Raw genomic sequence first — 20,012 nt, forward strand, 5'->3', positions numbered from 1 at the left:
TCTCTAAACTAAATTGTTCCATATACGTCCATCACGTTCCATCAAAAGTGTTGAAGCAAATGGACCCCATGAACCAGCTCTATATCCATAAACAGGCTGCTTTATTGTTTGCCATCCCTCAAGAATAGGATCAATCCAACGCCACGCAGCTTCAACTTCATCACGACGCATAAACAGTGTTTGATCTCCACGAATGACATCCATCAATAAGCGTTCATAAGCATCAGGATTACGTTCAGAAAACGCAGACGCAAAACTCATGTCCAACGGAATATGACAAAATCGCATACCTCCAGGACCTGGATCCTTAATCATCAACCATTGTTTTACACCCTCATCAGGTTGGAGACGGATAACGAGTCTATTAGAAAAAATTTCATCTGAATCCGTATCAAAAATATTATGAGGGATGGATTTGAAAACGATAACAATTTCAGACATACGCGCAGCCATACGCTTACCAGTTCGTAAATAAAAAGGTGTATCCGCCCAACGCCAATTATTAATCTTAACCTTAAGCGCCACAAATGTTTCACTCTTACTGTTTTTTTTTCCCAGATCATCAAGATAAGATCCTACAGAGATACCGTTCAATACACCAGCGAGATACTGCCCTCGCACAGTATGTTGCTCTACATTATGAACACCAAGAGGTGTTAAAGAATGCAAAACTTTCAGTTTTTCATTACGCACGGCATTTGCTTTATTAGTACATGGAATTTCCATAGCAACCAAACAGAGCAATTGTAGCATATGATTCTGTACCATGTCGCGTAGCGCACCCGTACTCTCATAATATTCTGTACGCCCCTCTAATCCTAAAGACTCAGCAACCGTTATCTGAACGTGATCAATGTAATTAGAATTCCACAACGGCTCATAAAGCGTATTAACAAACCGCAATGCCATCAAATTTTGAACCGTTTCCTTGCCAAGATAATGATCAATGCGAAAAATTTGATCTTCATCAAATATTCTTACAAATATATCATTGAGTTCAACGGCTGTTTTTACATCGCGGCCAATGGGTTTTTCAATGATAATCCGTGTTTGTTGCGTCACCAAACCATTTTGTCCTAATCTCATCGCAATATCATAAAAAAGTGACGAACTAACCGCTAAATAAAAAGCTCGAATATCAGCTGGATTTTTTGACAGCAGTAGAGCTAAATCCTCCCACCCTCGATTTGATGTGATATCAATAGAAACATAGGTTAAACGTGCAAGAAAACGATTAAGTTGAATTTGGTTGAGATCTTTTGGAGAAATATGTTTCTCCAAAGAAGCACGAACAAAATTTTGATATTCTCCATTACTCAACGTAGAGCGTGCAACCACAATGATACGCATTGGCTCGTTAAATTGCCCAACACACTGACAATGATAGAGAGCAGGTAAAAGTTTGCGTGCTGCCAAATCACCATTGCCACCAAAAATAACACAATCAAAGGGAGAGACTGGAATAATTTTACTTACCATGAACCTGTCTCTCTTCCTCTTCAATTACAAAAGCTTAAACAATTTATAGAAGCTTCAATCATTAAAGCAGATAGATACTAAATAAGCCATTAATTTTCTTCATTGAAAACGGTATCCAGTTAAAAATGATCCATTAAGGAAAACCAATGCATTGCCAAAAATACAAGCGGATAACGCAGGACTCTACCACCTGGAAAAGATGAAATCTTTAAGTCTTGAAAACACGCAAAACGCTCACGCTTCCCAGTCAACCATTCAGCATATAATTTCCCCATAAAAGGAGCAAGCATAACTCCATGACCAGAATAACCACCACAATAAGTTATTCCTGCGAAAAGTTGGCGAACATAAGGCATACGCTCAACCGTAATAGCAACTGTCGCTCCCCAGCGATGGGTCAAATTTATAGAGTGTAGATGAGGATAAATTTCGGCAATCTGTCGTCGTATACGTTCATCTAAATTTTTAGGATGCTGATTATCATAACTTTCTACACCGCCAAATAATAAGCGATTATCAATGCTTTTGCGAAAATAGCGAACCATAAAACGAGAATCATCTACCGATTCGCCTCCTCGAAGAATCGGACTATCTTTTGATAACGGTTCCGTTGCTCCAATGTAAGAGCGGATAGAAACAATATTTTTCTCAACAAAATGCTGAAGTCCAAGCTTATAGGCATTGGTTGCCAATAAAATTTTCTCAGCCATTATATTTCCTCGTTCTGTTACCACCCTCCAATGGGCATTATTACGCTCTATCCCCGTTACTTGTGTCTTCTCATAAAGACTAGCACCAACACTTTTTGCTTTTTTTGCCAACCAAATAACCAGCTTTAAAGGATTTATATGGCCAGTGTCTGCATCATGAATACCACCATAATAAAAAGACGAGCCTAGCCGCTTGGCCGTTTCATTCCTGTCCATAAAAGTAAGACCATGATAGCCATAACGCTGCATTGTCTCAACATGCCGTTGATAAGATACAACCTCACATTTTTTATGAATTACGGAAAGCTGTCCTGCCATAAAATCGCACTGACAATCAGACATAGCACACCAAGATAAAATATCCCTTTTGGCTTCTTCAGCTAAATCAAACAGCGCTTTACTTCGCTCAAAACCATACTTTTTTTCTAGTGTTTCCACCCATTGTCGTTGACCCGTTCCCAATTGCCCACCATTGCGCCCTGAAGCACCATCACCAAACCGTGAAGCCTCCAACAAAACAACACTCACTCCAGTTTTTGCTAAATGACAAGCAGCTGAAAGCCCCGTAAATCCACCTCCAATAATAACCACATCACACTGCATCTGTCCGTCAAAAGATGGGTAAGAGGGGCGTTCTTCTAAAGCATCCTCATACCAAGAAACTCCTGGAGAAATTGGATTATATTCAATCATCGTGATAAACCTCAAACATTCAGCAAGAGATATTCGCGCTCCCACGGGCTAATCACTTCCATAAAAGTTTCAAACTCTTGTCGTTTGATTGCAGCATAAGTACTTACAAATACATCCCCTAGAATAGCACGTATCTCTGTATCTTGTTCAAATAAGTTAACAGCCTCAATAAGCCCACGCGGTAATTCAACATTATCAGCGTTCACATTACTTGTTGTTGGCTCATCGGGTTCAAGCTTTTGTTGTAAACCAATGAGACCACAAGCAAGAGAGGCTGCAAGTGCTAAATAAGGGTTAGCATCTGACGAAGGAATTCTATTCTCAACGCGCCGCCCTTGTGGAGCAGAACGTGGTACACGAAAAGCTGTAGTACGGTTATCATACCCCCACCGCAAATTAACAGGCGCAGAAATATCAGGCATGAGACGTCGATAAGAATTCACATAAGGTGCAAGCATCACAAGCACCCCAGCCATATGTCTTTGTAATCCACCAATAAAATGGCGAAAACAGATACTTTCTCCGCCATCATCCTCTGTAAAAATATTAGCACCCGTTTTCTTATCAATAACCGATTGATGAATATGCATAGCAGACCCAGGCTGCCCTTGGATCGGTTTGGCCATAAAAGTTGCATACATATTATGTTTAAGTGCCGCTTCACGAATTGTTCGCTTAAACATGAAAACTTGATCAGCCAATTCAATCGGGTCACCATGACGTAAATTGATTTCAAACTGACCGGCACCTTCCTCATGAATGAGGGTATCAATTTCCAACCCCTGCGCTTCTGAAAATTGATAAATATCATCGATGAACTCATCAAATTCATTCACACCAGCAATCGAATATCCCTGCCCTCCACCAATTGAACGTCCAGACCGACCAACCGGCGGAACTAAGGGATAATCAGGATCGGGATTCTTTTCTACCAAATAAAACTCTATTTCTGGCGAGACAACGGGCTTTAACCCCCTTTGCGTGTAAAAATCAATTACTTTTCGCAAAACATTTCGTGGTGTATAATCTACAATCTGCCCATTTTGATATACAAGGTCACAAATCACTTGTGCAGTAGGAGCATCTTCCCATGGAACAATGCATAACGTAGAAAGATCAGGCTCAAGACGTAAATCACCATCTGTTTTAGGATATTCAAAACCATGGCCATCTTCAGGATAATCTCCTGAAATTGTTGCCATAAAAACGGCTGAAGGCAATGCCAACGATGTCTCCGATGTGAATTTTTTAGAAAGCATCATCTTGCCACGCGGTACACCTGCTTGATCAGGTGTAATACATTCAATATCTTCTACATTACGGAAAGCAAGCCACTGCGAAACTTGCTCCCAATTATTTACACCACGTAAATTTTTGAGGAAACCAGAAACAGGCTTAGAGCCCTTGTTTCGCATTTGTTTACCATTTTTCACAGCCATAATACACCAACTAAAAAAAACAACAAAGGCTCGCTTTTATGGTATCACCCCATGCATGAAAGTCACGAAAAAACTTTATCAACTCAATTTTTTAAAGAATGCCACAATTTTCATCAAGGTAAAAGAGACCTTGTGATCACTATAGGCATCTTATCATCTCAAACATAGTGAAAAATTGGTACTGCACACGATACATCGGTGCTAACGTTCTCTTTAAAAACACACAGATAATTACAACCAGTTTCAAAAAACAGCCTTACCAATGAAGTACTAGCTAGAGGGTTGCATGCACAACGCAATAATGGCACACTGATTCCCGCAAGCGTGCTGCACATATTGTACGCGTAGCCTGTACAGAGTCTACCGCTCCTAAATACTCAGACGTAATGCTACTGGGTCGTACAGTGACCGCAGTTGCACCCTTAAACACCGGTTCCTACCATATCATAATGCTTGACAAAAGCATCATGCCATCATAGCAACCGCTTTGCGTATGGGTTCCACAACATAGTTCTACAAACTGTTGACGCATTGCCAAGCTAAGAGTTTTCTTGCCCACCTACGCCAATGAGACCATCACTATCCTCTTTTTGAATCGTAAAACAAAATGATTTACCATTAGCGATAAACCATCTGCTCAAAGTCAAGCTAGCTTAAACTCATAGCATTCTAAACCTTTAGGCTCGCTCTGCCCCCAAGGGGGGTATAGTCAGATAATATCACTTCCGTCACGTATTCACGCGCTGGGATAAAAAATCTGAAACTATGAGGCAACGCTGCATTTGTATGCAGCGTTGTTGTTAGGTATAAGCTTCTATTGAGATAGTTCTAATGGGAAGCACCCACAGCTAATGGTATAGGGATTAATTTGGATTCTTTCGAAATGCTATATATAAATTTAATGTGCCGCCCCACAACACACCATCAGTAAACCCACTTAAAAGACCAAAAAGAAGGTTAAAATCAAATGCATATTTCAAATCAGGTTCAACCTTGAGAAAAACAATCAATGTGAATTTGATGACAAAAGCGATAAGAATAAATGTCAGCGTCAACCGCGTACCAGGCAGAATAATGAAATCCGTTCCCTCTTTGATTTTTAAACGCGGAGTAGCACGCCAGAGCAACCAGCCAACGCCAAAGCCGATCATCAGTCCCCCCAACATTGCGATTGCTCCCCAGCGCGGGAACGCCAGTTGGTTAATCACATCGCTTGCGCCCAAAAAAAGAAAGACTAACGGCAAGAGAAAAAGGCAGTAAACCTTCATTTCCCTATCTTTCAATGCGATTATTCCCCTCGCGATGAGAAAAATAAGCAAAATCCAGGCCCATAAAGGGGTTCCGGTCAGAATATTAAACAATGACATATTATGCTCCATGATGTTTGATGCGATAAAAATATAGCATGATGTTAGGAAGATATTTAGAAAAAAGAATACCAGCACAAACTAAACCCATAGTGATTAACCAAATCTGGGGGGTCCATGCAAAAAAAGCCACTAGAAGACCATTGGCAAAAAAGATGATGACCCAAATCCATGTAATATATTTATTGATGCGATAAAATAGGATATGTTTGCGTTTTTCTTCAGAAATACCAGCAGGAGCATAAAAAATGGTAAAGGGTTTCTTTACCAGCAAGCTCATCAATGAAACCAGAGCAAGTGACAGATAGAAAAAAACTGTGGGATAGTTCAGTAAAAGTGTAGACCATCCAGCGAAATGATTAACAAACAGGACAATAACTGTTAAAATGATTAGTAATCATCACGGGTTCTCCCTGTCGGACAATTTTAATATTCACAGCAATAATGGACAATAAAATCACAGTTAAGATGAGAGAGCGTTCGACCTGAGTTAAAACGTTTTCACTGATAACCCAGGAGTAAATACTCCACGGAATAAAAGAGATTATTATGTTAAATATGGTGCATCCGCCTTTTTATATTTGATAGAAAACTTACCGCAAGTGCTTCGTTTTTTAGTTTCCGTATGAATATAAAAAACGCCACTTAGTTCATACTCTGTATCCTGTTTAATGGTCAACTGATAGGTATCTCCCGGATAAACTGCTTCAATGAACTTTACTTTTTTCAGTGCAACAGATGCGATATTTTTCGCCCTACCCTGCGTCGACAAAGCCAGAACCATCTCAATCAATAGTGAACCAGGACATACGGCGCGGGAGGGGAAATGTTCCTCAAAAAGCGGGTGATGCGCATTAAAGGAAAAAGTACAAGAATCTCCGGTTACGGAGGAAATCTTACATAAATCGCCTAGTAATGGAAGAGCGGCTTTCTCAGAACACGAGCCAAGGAAGCAGACCTTACTGACCATGATGATTGCCTGCGCAATAACAGCCTTTCCATTGTCATATGTGCTAGCCTTACAGTGAATACGGTAGGCCTCATTAATGCGTTCAATATGTCCTTCAACGCATAACCGATCGCTATCAAAATGGGTGGTAGAGAAAAACTGTTCAACCATAACAGGGAGATAGCGATAAGTAAGATCCGAGTTTTTAGCCACCATGGTGGCGAATCGAACTGAAAACTGATGCAAGGCTTCGAGTAACAAGCCCTGTTTCAAATAGTTATGGGCTAAATTCCAGTGAGAAATATCGATTTGCCCGCAAGCACGCATCGGTGCGGTTAAAGTGATACTCTGACATATACCCAAGAAATTTGGCTCGGTGCGATACTTCATAGCCATGATTGGGGGACCTTTTTATATTTTTCTCTTAAATCCTTTGATGATAAACCGAAGGAATGGCACTAAACCGCGCTTGATAGTGCGCGAGACGTATCGGCATACGACAAACGAAAAAAGCCAACAATCCCAGCTCATGAGAAGCCCGATATTTACTCATGATGCTTGCAATTAGAAAATCAACATTGGGTTGCAGTCCTGTATTGCCCGAAATAGATCGCGCAAGCGAATTGAAGGGGCGCATAGGCGCCTGAAAACATGAAAAAAAGAAAGCAACCCGGACATCCCGTTGCATAATCGGATGACCAAACCCTAGCCAGGGTTTGTCTTTGCAATAATGCGTTACCACCGCCTCAAGATTCCCAGCTTCAATCTCATGGAGGACACTAGAAAGTCACATGATAGCATATTTTTAGGCTCCCATATGCGCCGTGGCCAGTGGCACACCCTCCCCTCAATTAGTGCAGAAATGACGTCGCTCTTGGTACTGGACGCGTTACGTCGGTGCTAACCTTCTCTATTTTTTTGCAGAACAGAAAGCGCGTATCAGGCTCTCTAGCCATACTTAGAGTACGCAAAGTTATTCATCACTCTACAACACTTTAAGCGCGCAATTTTATGTTTTGTATTAAAGGATTTTTGCTTTCAAAATATACGAACAACATCACACAAAGTAGAATAAACAAGCTGCCCCCAACATTAAACCAAACCTTGTCTGTAACCAGCACTGTTACACCGAAACAGTTAACAATAGCGTGGACAAAAAAAGGCGCACACGCATAAAATTTAGAGCGCGTAACAACACCACGATAAGCCAAGCATGTATTGAAAATATGCATGAGTATGACGCTCATTAAAGCACACAAAAAAATACCCGCTTGCGTCCAGGAATAAAAAATTACATACTCACTGGCTAATAACCTAGATCGAATAGGCCAGCCATTATAAACAAGGAAAGGCCCTAGTGCCTTATAAACTAATTCGCATAAACCCCAGCCTATGCCAATATTCAGCGGCAAACGCCACAAAAAACTAGGCGAGCACCGATAAAACTTAGTAACTAACCAACGACGCATGGCTTCTTCTGCTACAACAAAAAAAACTGTAAATGTTAAAAATAAAAAAACAAGCGCCAGCCCCTGCTCTGCACGACTCTTGGTTTCAACAATACTCATCATATAAAGCGTTTTTATTACAGATTGCTCCCAAAAAGCAATAAGCCCGCCAGCAATGCAGCTAGCAACAAACCATCCCACAGCACCAGCGACAACCAATTTGAACTTCAGAAAATGATGAAACACACATAGAAGAAAAACAACGCCAAGCACTTGCAGTAAACGTAAGGCATCAAGTTTATGTTCTGTTTCCGAGTAACGCCATATTAACAGAACAATCACCCCAAAAACTATGCCGCTCAACAGCACATTTATCCAACTAAATGTAGAGCGAAAAAAATATAAATGACAGCGCCATAAATAAGGCCTGCGAGAAGCGAAGTAATAAATAAAACCAACATTATTATGCCCCCTCATTTACTACAGCGTAACTGCTATTTTTCTTCATGGATAATCTGTCTTGCACAAAATCATAAATTTGCCGCATAAAAGCAAACATGAGAATAGTAGCGATTGTATAATGCCCAATTGCAAGAAGTTCTGGCTCAGCGGCCCGCCATGAAAAGCGCGCCCAAGCCGCCAAGCATTGTAAAAGCAGGATAAGAACAAAAAACCGCCATTTCTTGTCAAAGCAAACCACAAGCATTAAGAAAGTTGATAAAAGATTCAGACCTATAATAAACGCATAATATATTACCGTCTCAAGTAAAGAAAGTAAGGCGTCCCTATCAAGACTAAAAGCCCCTTTTAGGATCATCACAGCTTCTGGTAGAGATGTAAGCAGTGCAAGCCCTATAGCAGCCCCCCAAATCCCCATTCCCACGCCCAGTGCTGCCTCTACACCATTGCCATTATCTTCTGCCACCCAATGAGAGAGCAAAAAAAACTGCATAATCGCCATGCCTATAGGGAATAGACCAACAGCAAAAACAATATTAGGCGTACTATAAGCAGAAAAATCAAAAATCAAACTGCCTATCATACGCATAAAGCCGTATAGAAAAAAAATCAAAAGCACATAACAACCAGCGCTTGACCCAATAATCGCCTTCGTGCCTTTAAACGCTTTAACCAAAGAGAGTAACCAGCGGTACCCCAATATAAGCGAAAGCGCCAAAACATAATAAGGAAAATAACTCACAGCGCCATAAACATAAAGAAAAACAAGACACAAAATAACGAGCAAGAAAACCAAATGTTCAACCAATGTTTTTTTCTTCATCAAAGGAAAAATAATCAGCACCAGACAAAAAACGGCGCCGATAACAGATAATGTCAATTTGTCAAGCATTATTGTAAGCCTTAAAAATAGAATTTATTAATATTGCATAGCCTGAAGAAATGTCAAACATAAACAAAAGACCAACCGAAAAATGAATTACAAAAGGCAGATAGGAATAGACCTTGCGCTTATCTTGGAAACCAAGATACATAAAGCGCGTATTTACAACATGCATCAATACAATCATGCCCGCGGCAATAAGATAGCTGATCGCTTGTGGACAAGATTCAAATGCGACATAGCCCACCATTTGTGGCGCCCTATCAACACGGTAATTCAAGTAAAGAAAAAGAGCTGAGAGGGTCTTATAGCATAAGTCTAGAACACCCCCCAGCCCAGCCCGAAATAAAGGACCTCACGCGCAGCTAATTCTGGCTTATATACGCGAAGCAACCACAAACGCAAAAGCTCCGCAGTTAAAACTGATATCAAAAGGATAAAAAAGGGATAGTTTGCAGCAACCAAACTCATGTAATGCACCACCTGCTACTGGCTATTATTAGCAGCAGACAAAGCAGGCAATGGCAACAAAGAGCTCAAATATACAAAACCTGCCCCAATACACAAGGCAGCAACTGCACCACAGAATCCAAGAACTAAATATTTATATAAGTAGTGCTCGTGCAAAATTAAAAGCATGCCAAGATAACATACCAAAAGCAAAGATAAGTCTGGAAGCCCACTTTCACTATGTGGATAAGCGAAGATGATAGCGCAGGAAAGGCCAGCTAGCCCCCCCAAAATGACGCGCTCGCCCAACAAGCCATTGTTTTAAAGGAGACAAGGGCTGGAACTTATCCCAAAACTAAGCAGCATTCCAAAAATTAAGTCAGACATATAATTTCCTTAAAGCGCCTTGCCCTCCCAAGCATACCAAGATATTATTGCGGGAGAAAAACTCCCTGCTAAGAGGCTGATAGCGTACCCCTTAGCAAGGCCTTTACCTTGTTAAAAAGCTAGGTCAAACAACAATTTCACCACTTAGAGCGAACACAATCCTAACCAGCTTTAGCAATATCCGCGGCTGCGCCACGGGACCCCGCCTACTATTGCTCTAGAAACTGCCCCTCCTGGGTTGGCTGCTCTAGGCTTTAGGATAACCCAAAGAACTATAGTCTCCTGTCTTCTCACTCAGTTTTCTTTTTAAACGGGTTAATCACGCTAAGCTTCACATTCTTTGATTTAATGTAACGCGCGTACACATAAACAACAAACATCAAACAAATCCAACTTCTAACCATTCCATAGTCATCATCTGTATGAACAAACGCTACATAATAAGAAACAAAGAGGCTAAAAAACAGCTCTGCAAGAACATCAAGGACCAACCAATAATATTTCTTTGTAGTAACAAAGAGAACCATCAAAAATGTCAAAAAAACTTGGCCCGTTAGAATAGCGAAACCAAACACTGCATAATCAAACATTTTTTTCACTGCCTCCCTGTTTGCAAAACCTATCTGTTGATAGATTTCTCGAAGGTCTGATAAAAGCAGTGATGACACAAAAAAGACACCTATGGCAAACCCACAGCCAATGCAAATGCTTAAATCTAGCACTGACATAGATTTTTCCTTCAAAGCTTTAGCAATTAGGACATAGCGAGCCCCCCTATCATCAACGGAATAATGAAAAGCAGATAAATATAGCTCGAAAGCTGCAGATCAAAAAAATCTAACAGAAGGTCATCACTCATAACAATAAAACCAGCTGCGATGAAAAAAATGGGGCAACTTGCGATAATGGCCAAACTAAAGCATTTTATATTGTTTACTATATTGGGTATAAATTCAATGCAAAAAGAAAGAAAGAACATAATTATAGCAGCATGAGAAGATGTTATCGACACACCGACTATATACTCAAAATACTCAAAGGCATAAATGAGGGGAGGGGTAACCAATGCCGCCACTATGAATGCAACCATATTCTCCCTGCCTAACATGCTTTTTCCATTAATAGCAATAGTTTTGAAGAATAGATACATGCCAAACCACAGACAAAAATAAACGAACACTAAACCAAACGCGTCCATAGCTCCTCCTGTGCAATATTCCAAACATAAAGGTGGCACCTTTTACAGTACCACCATTCTAGGCTTTAGGATAACCCAAAGAACTCCATCAAAAGTGCATCAATATGTCAATATCCCAACACCGTACAAACCACCTGAATTACTAATAGATTGACCCAAAAACTGTGTGCCACACTGGGCAGCAGCCACACCATAACCAACATAACCGCCTATGGTGCCTCCGAACTTATCGCCTACAGATAGCCCCAAGCTTGCTGCGGCCATGCCAGTATTAAAATTAAGCGTTGCCACTCCTACGCCAACACCAGCCGCAAGGCCAATCCCAGCACCATACTTGTCACCAAACGCAAAACCAGAGTTATAATTGTTATATTAAAATTATCGGCACTGCAATAATCGTACGAACGACTTGAAAATCTCATTTATTTTCTCCAATTTAGTGTATAAATAAATTCCCCCCAAGGTTACTTATGTCCCCGCGCCAGAATGGCTTACCCATAATCAACCACCGAAACACCCCCTGGAGATATGAATGCACTTTCATGCAAGTTCATATTTATAATATAGAGTTACAAAGTCAAAGATAATATGTCAAAAATATGGCATATTTTAGTAAATTTATGCTTACTTATTTTATTTATTTAAACTTTATAGTTTATATTATGAACAATAATAATGAAAGTCGAATAAGATTCTCTTGGTTTACAAAATATACTAAAAGTATATAAATATACTGATAGAGATATTTATTGTTGCAATTGCAATCAGAATCATAGATTTAGTTAACCCGTTTATATTTCAAGCGATTATTGATCGTATCATTCCGTTTTGGGCAAAATTTGAGAAAAATCATCCGCGCAAGGTCTCTGCTCCGTGACGGCTCACACGCAAAAAAGCCCGATAACTGCGGCTTTTAACCACAGCAAAAATCGCACTAAATAAGAATTAGAAAAGTTGTAACAAGATAAATGGTACGGTTGGTGGGATTTGAACCTACGACCTCTGGTGCCACAAACCAGCGCTCTAACCAACTGAGCTACAACCGCATAAAAATAAATGTACCATAACTGTTTACTATTTCGTAAACATTTAATTCTCTGTCTGTGTGACATAAGGAAGATCAGAAGAGTTTGCAAGCCCCTTTAAAAAAATCCTGTACTTTTTATCAAGAAAAAATAGTTTTGTCATAAAGGGAGCGCACGTTTTGCCCAATATTCAACACGGTGATCACGATAGGTTTTTATGGCATCAACACCGTCTTGTTGCATCATCTGCAAAATCTCTTGCAGAATAGTTATGGCAAGATTTGGACCTTCATAAACCATCCCACTATATAATTGAATTAAATCTGCGCCAGCTTTTACTTTTTCCAAAGCGGTTTGTGCATCCTTTACACCGCCAACACCAATAATGGCAATCTCCTTTCCTAATTTTTGACGCATTTTTGCAAGTACAATGGTAGAGCGCTCAAAAAGTGGACGTCCAGAAAGCCCACCCTCTTCATTACTGAGGTGACTATTGCTAAGACCTTGGCGTGCAAGAGTTGTATTAGAAACAATCAGTCCATTAAAATCAGAAAGTTTTATTTCTTCAGCAACATCATCTAATTCTTTCTCTGATAAATCGGGAGCAATTTTTAAAAAAATGGGAATGGAGAATCCATGCTTGTTCTCTTGCTCTTTTCGCGCTTGTGAAACCGCATTCAACAAAAGATGCAAACTGTCACGGGCCTGTAAATCACGTAAACCTGGTGTATTAGGAGAAGAAATATTAACCGTAAAATAATCAGCAACATCATAAAAATGAGCAATACCAACAGTATAATCATCAATCTTATCGACCGTATCCTTATTGGCTCCAATGTTGACTCCTACAACACCAGTTTTTTTACGCGCACGCAATCTGTTGTAAACAACTTGATGTCCATCATTATTAAAGCCCATTCTATTAATAATCGCTTCATCTTCTCTTAAGCGAAAAAGTCGCGGTTTAGGATTTCCAACCTGAGGCCTTGGTGTAACTGTACCAACTTCAGTAAAACCAAATCCTAAACGAAAAATAGCATCGACAACCTCTGCATTCTTATCAAAACCCGCAGCAAGACCAACAAAATTTTCAAACTTAAGATCCGCAACAGTCACAGACAAACGTTTATCAACGACCTTTCGACAACTGTTCAATCCACTCTTCAGTCCAATAATTGCTAAACAGTGCGCATGCTCTGGATCCAACATAAATAAAGCAGGACGACCAATACAACGAAAGAAACTCATCAATCCTTCTCCAAATATAAAATTGATCCAATGCACCACATGCCAATCTTTTAACCCAAAAGATCGCGAATAAAGATGAACCATCATCCAAATCAGAGCCTCCCTTCTACTACAAGAAAATTCGTAATATAACTACAAGAAAGTTCATAACATAATCGCTATGCATGTTTACGCACACTATGTAGGATGAGAGCCTTTTTGTCTTTTAAAAACTTTCTTTACCTTTTCACAATTGTTAAAATATTAAAAATTGAAATCATCTGCAAATAAGAGAAATGAATGTCCCATAAAATAGATTTTTTCAATATGTTAGCAAAAAGATTTTGTAATGATTGTATAAATGAATCATAGCTTCCTGATTTTATTTATAAAAAGAACAGATACAGCTTTTATAAAAAAGTTTTCCGTCACGTTGAATTCTACAAGATACTCCTTGGGTTAAATCAAGCAGAGCCCTTCATTAAACTTTTAAACATGTATAATATTCTTGGAAAAAATTCTTGGTATTTGTAATATAATATTTTAGAAAATAAAAACTGCCCTTTCCTTTTTCATAAAAAGCGATAATTAAAATTATCGTATATCTTTTATATAAAGGGGAAAACGCAATGCTTAAAGAATTCAAAGAATTTGCCCTAAAGGGAAATATGATTGATCTCGCTATTGGTGTGATTATAGGGGGAGCTTTTGGTGGCTTGGTCAATTCAATTGTTAATGATATTTTTATGCCAATTATTGGACTTATTACGGGTGGAATTGATTTTTCTAACATGTTTATTCAGCTTGCAGGAGAGAAACAAGCTACACTGAGTGCCGCTAAAGCAGTTGGAGCAACCATTAGCTACGGTAACTTTATAACTTTACTTATCAATTTTCTCATTATTGCTTGGGTCCTTTTCCTCTTTGTTAAAGCTATGAATAAAGTACGCCGAAAACAAGAAGAAGAGGAAAGCCCTAAGAAGATGTCTCTAGAAGAACAACTTTTGTCAGAAATCAGAGATCTTTTGGCTAAGAAAAAATGAATTTATGGATGGTTTGCCTCATGGAACACAGGAAAAAACATTTCCACAGTTGTTCCATGATTGGGTTTTGAAAATAATAAAAATTGACCACCACTTTCTTCTACCATTGCCTTACACAGCGGTAGCCCCAAGCCAGTTCCCATAAAAGCGCTATCACCAGAGCGGCCATCTTTACGCTCTATCTGACCATAAGGTTGCAGTGCCTGTACAATCTCTTCATCACTCATCCCGATACCGTTATCACTTACTGCAATCTTTACACGCTCTTTTTTTCCATGAGAAACATAAATCATAATTTGCCCACCTGATGGTGTAAAACGAATGGCATTGGAAAGAAGATTCCATACAATTTGCCGCAATATTTGCCGTGACACCCCAATAAATGGAACATGAGCTGGAGCAACAATACGCATGATAATCCCATTATGATTAGCCTGTGTTTCAAGAAAAGCCATGCTAGCACGCAAACAAGATATCACATCAAATGCTTCAGCTATAAGAGGCGTATTGATCCGATCATTTGAGCTAGAATAATTTGCTTTTGAGCATTCTAGTAATTGATTAACCAACGATAATATATGTTTTCCAGATGAGATAATATCGCGTAAATATCCACGATAACGCTCATTGTCTATCATACCAAAACGGCCATCTCTCATAATTTCTGCAAAACCAATGAGAGCATTCAAAGGCGTCCGCATTTCATGAACAACTCCAACTATTTTATTCTCTTCTGCTTTTTTATCTATCGGTAGAATTATTCCGGTTATATCATGCAATATAACAGCATAATTGTCTTGCCGTGCCAAAGGGACAATCGTAATAGAAACTGTTATATTTTTACGGCTTTTCGTCACCAACTCAGCTATCTCACGATTAAAAATCTGATTTTTTCCTTTTGTACGGATCAATTTAAAATATTTTTCAACTAAAAATTGGCTCTGCAAAGTAAATAATGATGATAATGGCTGTGCCTGTAATTCATTTATTTCATAGCCAGTTAAAGCCAAAGCAGCACTGCTAACCGATTGAATTAAACCCTGCCCATCCAACCAAAAAACGCTTTTAATCGCTGCATCCAACAATGATAAAACCACTGCTGGTTCTTTTATGAGAGTTTGTTCTATAGCATTTGCCGTCAATGTCTGTGCACTTGGCAACAAAACCGCCGTTTCTTTAACCAAAGGCTCGCATCTTACAGATGGATGCAACTCTCCACGCAATCGTTCTGCGATCTCACGAAAAGCTGAACGCTCTATCTCTGAAAGACTCTGCATTTTGGTATCCGATTCTTTATCTCTTTTCTCTTGAACTTTTTCTTGCATCTTCAAATCACGAAAACCCTTAAGCCACTGTTTGGCATAAAAAATTGGCCAAGCAGATAATTTAACACCAAGGTATTGAGGACAACCATCAACAAGTCATTAAACCGCCTATTCGCTCTAAGGCGCGGCTGCTTCACTAAGACCACTAAGTAATTGATACCGTTCATCATGAAATTGGTTAACGAATCCATAAAAGTAGGATCCTAAAATAAGAAAAAATATAGGTCCAACAATTTCAGCTAACCCTTTTGGAACATCACAAAATCGACCGTTGTTATCCATTTTCCAAGTGAAATATCGTAGCAAAAGTTCTGGCGTAAAATAAAAAGGTTTCTGCATAATCTTCAACTCATCTGCATTTAATGGCACGTATAAGACCAAAAAACTTAACGATTTTACTTCTAAGCGAATTACGAACACTTAGACTATAGGTAAAACAGTTTTTATTGGCATCTCATTATTAATTGTCTGTAGCAAAAATCTGATTGTTTCATCCACAAAACAAAAATGAGATAAAACTTCCAACAACGTTGCATATTCATCAACAACGGAAATAGACATTGTTGTGCTATCCAAAAGAGAAATATTTCCTTCCTGCAAAGCTTCTAACAAAAACGCTTACCTAAGAGAAATTACAAAGAGTTCAATGTAGTGCTTTAAACTATCTAGCGCAACAAAACTTGTACAATTGAACACCATTAAATATCTCGTGATGCTCCACTTAACCAAAAAATGCCTTTCTTTCATCATATCTGCGACAGAAAAGAATCCCTCCTATATGCCCGCCGCACTATGCAACTAAAGAATATTTTACAATCAGCGAAAAGAACAAAAGCTATCTTTTCCCGTATGAAGGCTTGTTTAATTTTTTCACATGCCAGATAATCTAAAAATGACAAAGACTTCTCCATCCCTTCCTTGTACCATCCTATACTGCACATTAGCAAACTTAATAAATATCGCTTCTATTTTATTGCTCCTCATTCAATATTTTTAATATTTCACAGTAGGAAAATAAGCACAACACAACATTGGCTCTCATCAAATAAAGCAAGCATTAGGCATTTTAAAAATCACGCATCCTTAAAATTACCTTGCTTATTATTGTCCCTCATTGATGAGAATTTCGCGTTTCCCAACATGATTAGCAGCTCCAACAATGCCTTTTTCTTCCATACGCTCAACGAGAGAAGCTGCTTTATTATAACCAATTGCAAGCCGGCGCTGAATATAAGATGTCGAACATTTTTTATCACGCATAACAATTTTTACAGCTTGCATATAAAGTTCTTCACCATCCTCACCAAGACTTTCTGCCGTCGAAACTTCAGCAACTGTATCAGCAAGCTCAACATCTTTGTTATCATCTTCACTATCCGTTACCGTTGCTAAATAATCAGGCTTTCCTTGCATTTTAAGATGTGCAACAATGGATTCAACTTCTTCGTCAGAAACAAAAGGCCCATGAACGCGTACAATACGCCCACCACCTGCCATATGGAGCATATCCCCTTGTCCCAAAAGTGTCTCAGCTCCTTGTTCTCCCAAAATTGTACGACTGTCAATTTTTGATGTTACTTGAAAAGAAATACGAGTAGGAAAATTCGCTTTAATCGTACCTGTAATGACATCAACAGAAGGACGCTGCGTTGCCATAATAAGATGAATACCTGCCGCACGCGCCATCTGCGCTAAACGCTGAATGGCATTTTCAATTTCTTTACCTGCCACCATCATGAGATCGGCCATCTCATCAACAATCACAACAATATAAGGCAGCTGCGTTAGATCCATCGCTTCTTCATGATAAAGCATTTCCCCACTTTCCTTATCAAAACCCGATTGCACAGTACACATGATCGTTTCACCTTTTTGTGCCGCAAGTGCAACGCGCGCGTTAAAACCATCAATATTACGTACACCTAATTTAGCCATTTTGCGGTAACGCTCTTCCATTTCACGGACCGCCCATTTTAAAGCTGTCACAGCTTTTTTGGGATCTGTTACAACAGGCGTTAAAAGATGTGGAATGCCATCATAAACAGAGAGTTCTAACATTTTAGGGTCAACCATAATCAAACGGCACTGCTTTGGTGTCATTCGATAAAGAATCGACAAAATCATTGTATTAATTGCAACGGATTTCCCAGACCCCGTTGTTCCCGCAACCAATAAATGAGGCATTTTCGCTAATTCTGCAATGACAGGCTCACCATTAATCCCCTTCCCCAAAGCAAGAGCTAGTTTAAATTGGCTTTTACGAAAAGAACTTGTTTGGATTAATTCTCGTAAATAAACTGTTTCACGAACCGCATTTGGTAACTCAATTCCAATAACATTGCGTCCAGGAATCACAGCAACGCGTGTAGAAATAGCAGACATCGAACGAGCAATATCATCGGAAAGATTAATGACCCGCGATGACTTTACTCCAGCAGCAGGCTCAAATTCATACATTGTCACCACTGGTCCTGGATGAACATGGATAATTTCACCCTTAATACCAAAATCTTCCAAAACACTCTCCAAAAGCCCAGCACCACGCTCTAATGTTTCCTGCGAAATTATCGCACCTTCATGAAAAATAGGTTCCTGCAATAAATTGATCGGAGGAAATTCATAAGTGCCATCGTCAAAAGATTGAACGTTTGACATAAAAGCAGAACTATAATTGTCTAACAACGTGCTAGCAGATCGCAATGCTTTGCCTTTTTGTTTTATCGCAGGAAAATCTTCTGAACTCTTTGCAATACTTTCTGTTCTACAATCGGTAATATTCTTGGCATTTTTAGTTGCTGTAGGAGTCTCTGCATCAGTAGGTTCTACATCACCTAACGTATCAGTAGAATTTTCAATACTGATCTCAGAGTGAGGCTTTTGATTCTTTTTAACAAGATCACTCTTTACATGCATCAAAGCGGAAGTCTTCTCAATTCCTCGGATATTCTTTTCTGGAGATTCGAATAGTGCTGAATCGTAAAACTGTGGAAAGCGGCATTCAAGAACACGATAAAGAGCTGTAATTGACTCATCGAATACAGAAGTAGTATCGGATGTGACTTCATTCCCCATGAACTCAATCGGTGTTATGTCCTCTCCTGAAGTTTTGGTGTCCGCCTGTTCTAATATAAAGGATTCACACTCAAAAAATGCGTCATCGGAAAGATAAAAAATAGGCTTTGTTTTTTGAACCACATTTTCTACTTGTAATTTATGCTTCTGTTTATCCTCCTTAAGCGGCGTACTAACAGCTTGCTGTGACAACTGCTTCAAAACTGTTAAATGGCAAATTGATGCTTTATTCTCTAGCGATTGAGGATTAACCACTCTTTTGATCGATGGAGAGTTTGTTGTTTTTTTGTCACAGTGTATAATATTCGTAAAATTTTTTCGCTCTTGCTTGGTCAAAACTTTAAACCGTTTGGCAAAAACTGGATCTGTTTCTATACGACGACGCAAGATTTCAACTTCTGGTGTTCGTGTAAAACGCACGTTTTGTCTGAGAGTAAATGCCTTTTTCCATACTTCTGGGTAAGGAAATATCTCTGCAATCTTAGTAGATGAACTGCTTTCTGATACATCTTGTACACTCTCATCAGAAAAAGAAGGCGTAGAAATAGATTTTTTTTTCGAATTATGCATGACACCCAACAAACTGATAGCAATAAAAACAATTAACTTTTCAAAAAGAATGCATAGAGACTATAGAGTATGAAGGTTAATAACCTTTTGCTGGATGTCACTTTTAATAAAAAAAATAACGCCATAATTTCTCTTAATAAAATTTTCACCACAAATACTGGGCAAATTGCAAAATTCATACTGCCTATAAGCTGTACTGCATTTGTTTTGAAAAAAACTCTGTAATAAAAAATTATGAAATTGCCAGTCGTTCTCTTTCCATTTTATAAGAACAGTTAATATAAAAAG

The 20,012-nt window shown here is 39.0% G+C and carries 19 protein-coding genes and 1 tRNA gene; 1 reads left to right on the plus strand and 19 read right to left on the minus strand.

The features are described 5' to 3' along the window. Nucleotides 1–3 precede the first annotated feature (3 nt). The 15 genes from zwf to GQO39_RS00940 form a co-directional block, all read right to left on the minus strand. Nucleotides 4–1,479: a glucose-6-phosphate dehydrogenase gene (zwf, locus tag GQO39_RS00875; protein WP_156850539.1), complete on the minus strand. Its 1,476-nt coding sequence runs from the start codon at nucleotides 1,477–1,479 to the stop codon at nucleotides 4–6. 119 nt (nucleotides 1,480–1,598) lie between these two features. Then, nucleotides 1,599–2,882 carry an NAD(P)/FAD-dependent oxidoreductase gene (locus GQO39_RS00880; RefSeq protein WP_156850540.1) on the minus strand — a complete coding sequence of 428 codons (1,284 nt, stop codon included), beginning with the start codon at nucleotides 2,880–2,882 and terminating at the stop codon, nucleotides 1,599–1,601. 11 nt (nucleotides 2,883–2,893) lie between these two features. Continuing rightward, nucleotides 2,894–4,321, minus strand: coding sequence for a glutamine synthetase family protein (locus GQO39_RS00885; protein WP_156850541.1), 1,428 nt, complete (start codon nucleotides 4,319–4,321; stop codon nucleotides 2,894–2,896). Nucleotides 4,322–5,184: 863 nt separating this feature from the next. Next, a complete protein-coding gene (locus tag GQO39_RS00890; protein WP_156850542.1) occupies nucleotides 5,185–5,688 on the minus strand; it encodes a hypothetical protein in 504 nt (167 codons plus the stop codon). A 1-nt stretch (nucleotide 5,689) separates the two neighbouring features. Next, nucleotides 5,690–5,968 carry a hypothetical protein gene (locus tag GQO39_RS09025; protein ID WP_246668495.1) on the minus strand — a complete coding sequence of 93 codons (279 nt, stop codon included), beginning with the start codon at nucleotides 5,966–5,968 and terminating at the stop codon, nucleotides 5,690–5,692. A 267-nt stretch (nucleotides 5,969–6,235) separates the two neighbouring features. Then, the gene (locus GQO39_RS09030) at nucleotides 6,236–7,033 is read right to left on the minus strand and encodes an ApeI family dehydratase (protein WP_156850543.1); all 798 of its coding nucleotides are present in this window, start codon (nucleotides 7,031–7,033) and stop codon (nucleotides 6,236–6,238) included. A gap of 28 nt (nucleotides 7,034–7,061) precedes the next feature. Beyond that, a complete protein-coding gene (locus GQO39_RS00905; RefSeq protein WP_308418497.1) occupies nucleotides 7,062–7,325 on the minus strand; it encodes a hypothetical protein in 264 nt (87 codons plus the stop codon). Between the two features lie 307 nt (nucleotides 7,326–7,632). After that, entirely contained in the window at nucleotides 7,633–8,448 is an 816-nt protein-coding gene (locus tag GQO39_RS00910; protein WP_246668496.1) for a hypothetical protein, read from the minus strand. A gap of 100 nt (nucleotides 8,449–8,548) precedes the next feature. Further along, complete coding sequence (locus tag GQO39_RS00915) at nucleotides 8,549–9,436, minus strand: hypothetical protein (RefSeq protein WP_156850545.1); 888 nt, start codon at nucleotides 9,434–9,436, stop codon at nucleotides 8,549–8,551. Continuing rightward, nucleotides 9,429–9,677 (minus strand): hypothetical protein, encoded by a 249-nt coding sequence (locus tag GQO39_RS00920; protein WP_156850546.1) that lies wholly within the window; start codon nucleotides 9,675–9,677, stop codon nucleotides 9,429–9,431. The genes GQO39_RS00915 and GQO39_RS00920 overlap by 8 nt, the downstream gene beginning before the upstream one ends. A gap of 877 nt (nucleotides 9,678–10,554) precedes the next feature. After that, a complete protein-coding gene (locus tag GQO39_RS09035) occupies nucleotides 10,555–10,992 on the minus strand; it encodes a hypothetical protein (protein WP_246668497.1) in 438 nt (145 codons plus the stop codon). Between the two features lie 26 nt (nucleotides 10,993–11,018). Next, entirely contained in the window at nucleotides 11,019–11,462 is a 444-nt protein-coding gene (locus tag GQO39_RS09040; protein ID WP_246668498.1) for a hypothetical protein, read from the minus strand. A 99-nt stretch (nucleotides 11,463–11,561) separates the two neighbouring features. Then, the gene (locus tag GQO39_RS09045; protein WP_246668499.1) at nucleotides 11,562–11,753 is read right to left on the minus strand and encodes a hypothetical protein; all 192 of its coding nucleotides are present in this window, start codon (nucleotides 11,751–11,753) and stop codon (nucleotides 11,562–11,564) included. Nucleotides 11,754–12,431: 678 nt separating this feature from the next. Continuing rightward, a tRNA-His gene (locus GQO39_RS00935) sits at nucleotides 12,432–12,508 on the minus strand. Between the two features lie 138 nt (nucleotides 12,509–12,646). After that, nucleotides 12,647–13,735, minus strand: coding sequence for a quinone-dependent dihydroorotate dehydrogenase (locus GQO39_RS00940; RefSeq protein ID WP_156850565.1), 1,089 nt, complete (start codon nucleotides 13,733–13,735; stop codon nucleotides 12,647–12,649). 608 nt (nucleotides 13,736–14,343) lie between these two features. Between GQO39_RS00940 and mscL the strand changes: the two genes are divergently transcribed. Continuing rightward, nucleotides 14,344–14,757 (plus strand): large conductance mechanosensitive channel protein MscL, encoded by a 414-nt coding sequence (gene mscL, locus GQO39_RS00945; RefSeq protein WP_156850547.1) that lies wholly within the window; start codon nucleotides 14,344–14,346, stop codon nucleotides 14,755–14,757. A 2-nt stretch (nucleotides 14,758–14,759) separates the two neighbouring features. Here the strand turns inward: mscL and GQO39_RS00950 are convergent, their stop codons facing one another. From GQO39_RS00950 to GQO39_RS00960, 4 genes are all read right to left on the minus strand, one after another. Continuing rightward, a complete protein-coding gene (locus tag GQO39_RS00950; protein WP_156850548.1) occupies nucleotides 14,760–16,082 on the minus strand; it encodes a sensor histidine kinase in 1,323 nt (440 codons plus the stop codon). A gap of 117 nt (nucleotides 16,083–16,199) precedes the next feature. Next, the gene (locus GQO39_RS09050; protein WP_246668500.1) at nucleotides 16,200–16,421 is read right to left on the minus strand and encodes a hypothetical protein; all 222 of its coding nucleotides are present in this window, start codon (nucleotides 16,419–16,421) and stop codon (nucleotides 16,200–16,202) included. Nucleotides 16,422–16,502: 81 nt separating this feature from the next. Beyond that, the gene (locus GQO39_RS09055; RefSeq protein ID WP_246668501.1) at nucleotides 16,503–16,694 is read right to left on the minus strand and encodes a hypothetical protein; all 192 of its coding nucleotides are present in this window, start codon (nucleotides 16,692–16,694) and stop codon (nucleotides 16,503–16,505) included. A gap of 489 nt (nucleotides 16,695–17,183) precedes the next feature. Further along, entirely contained in the window at nucleotides 17,184–19,724 is a 2,541-nt protein-coding gene (locus GQO39_RS00960; RefSeq protein WP_156850549.1) for a DNA translocase FtsK, read from the minus strand. Nucleotides 19,725–20,012 lie beyond the last annotated feature (288 nt).

Origin of the sequence: Bartonella refiksaydamii (assembly GCF_902652675.1) — a bacterium.
Lineage (GTDB): Bacteria > Pseudomonadota > Alphaproteobacteria > Rhizobiales > Rhizobiaceae > Bartonella > Bartonella refiksaydamii.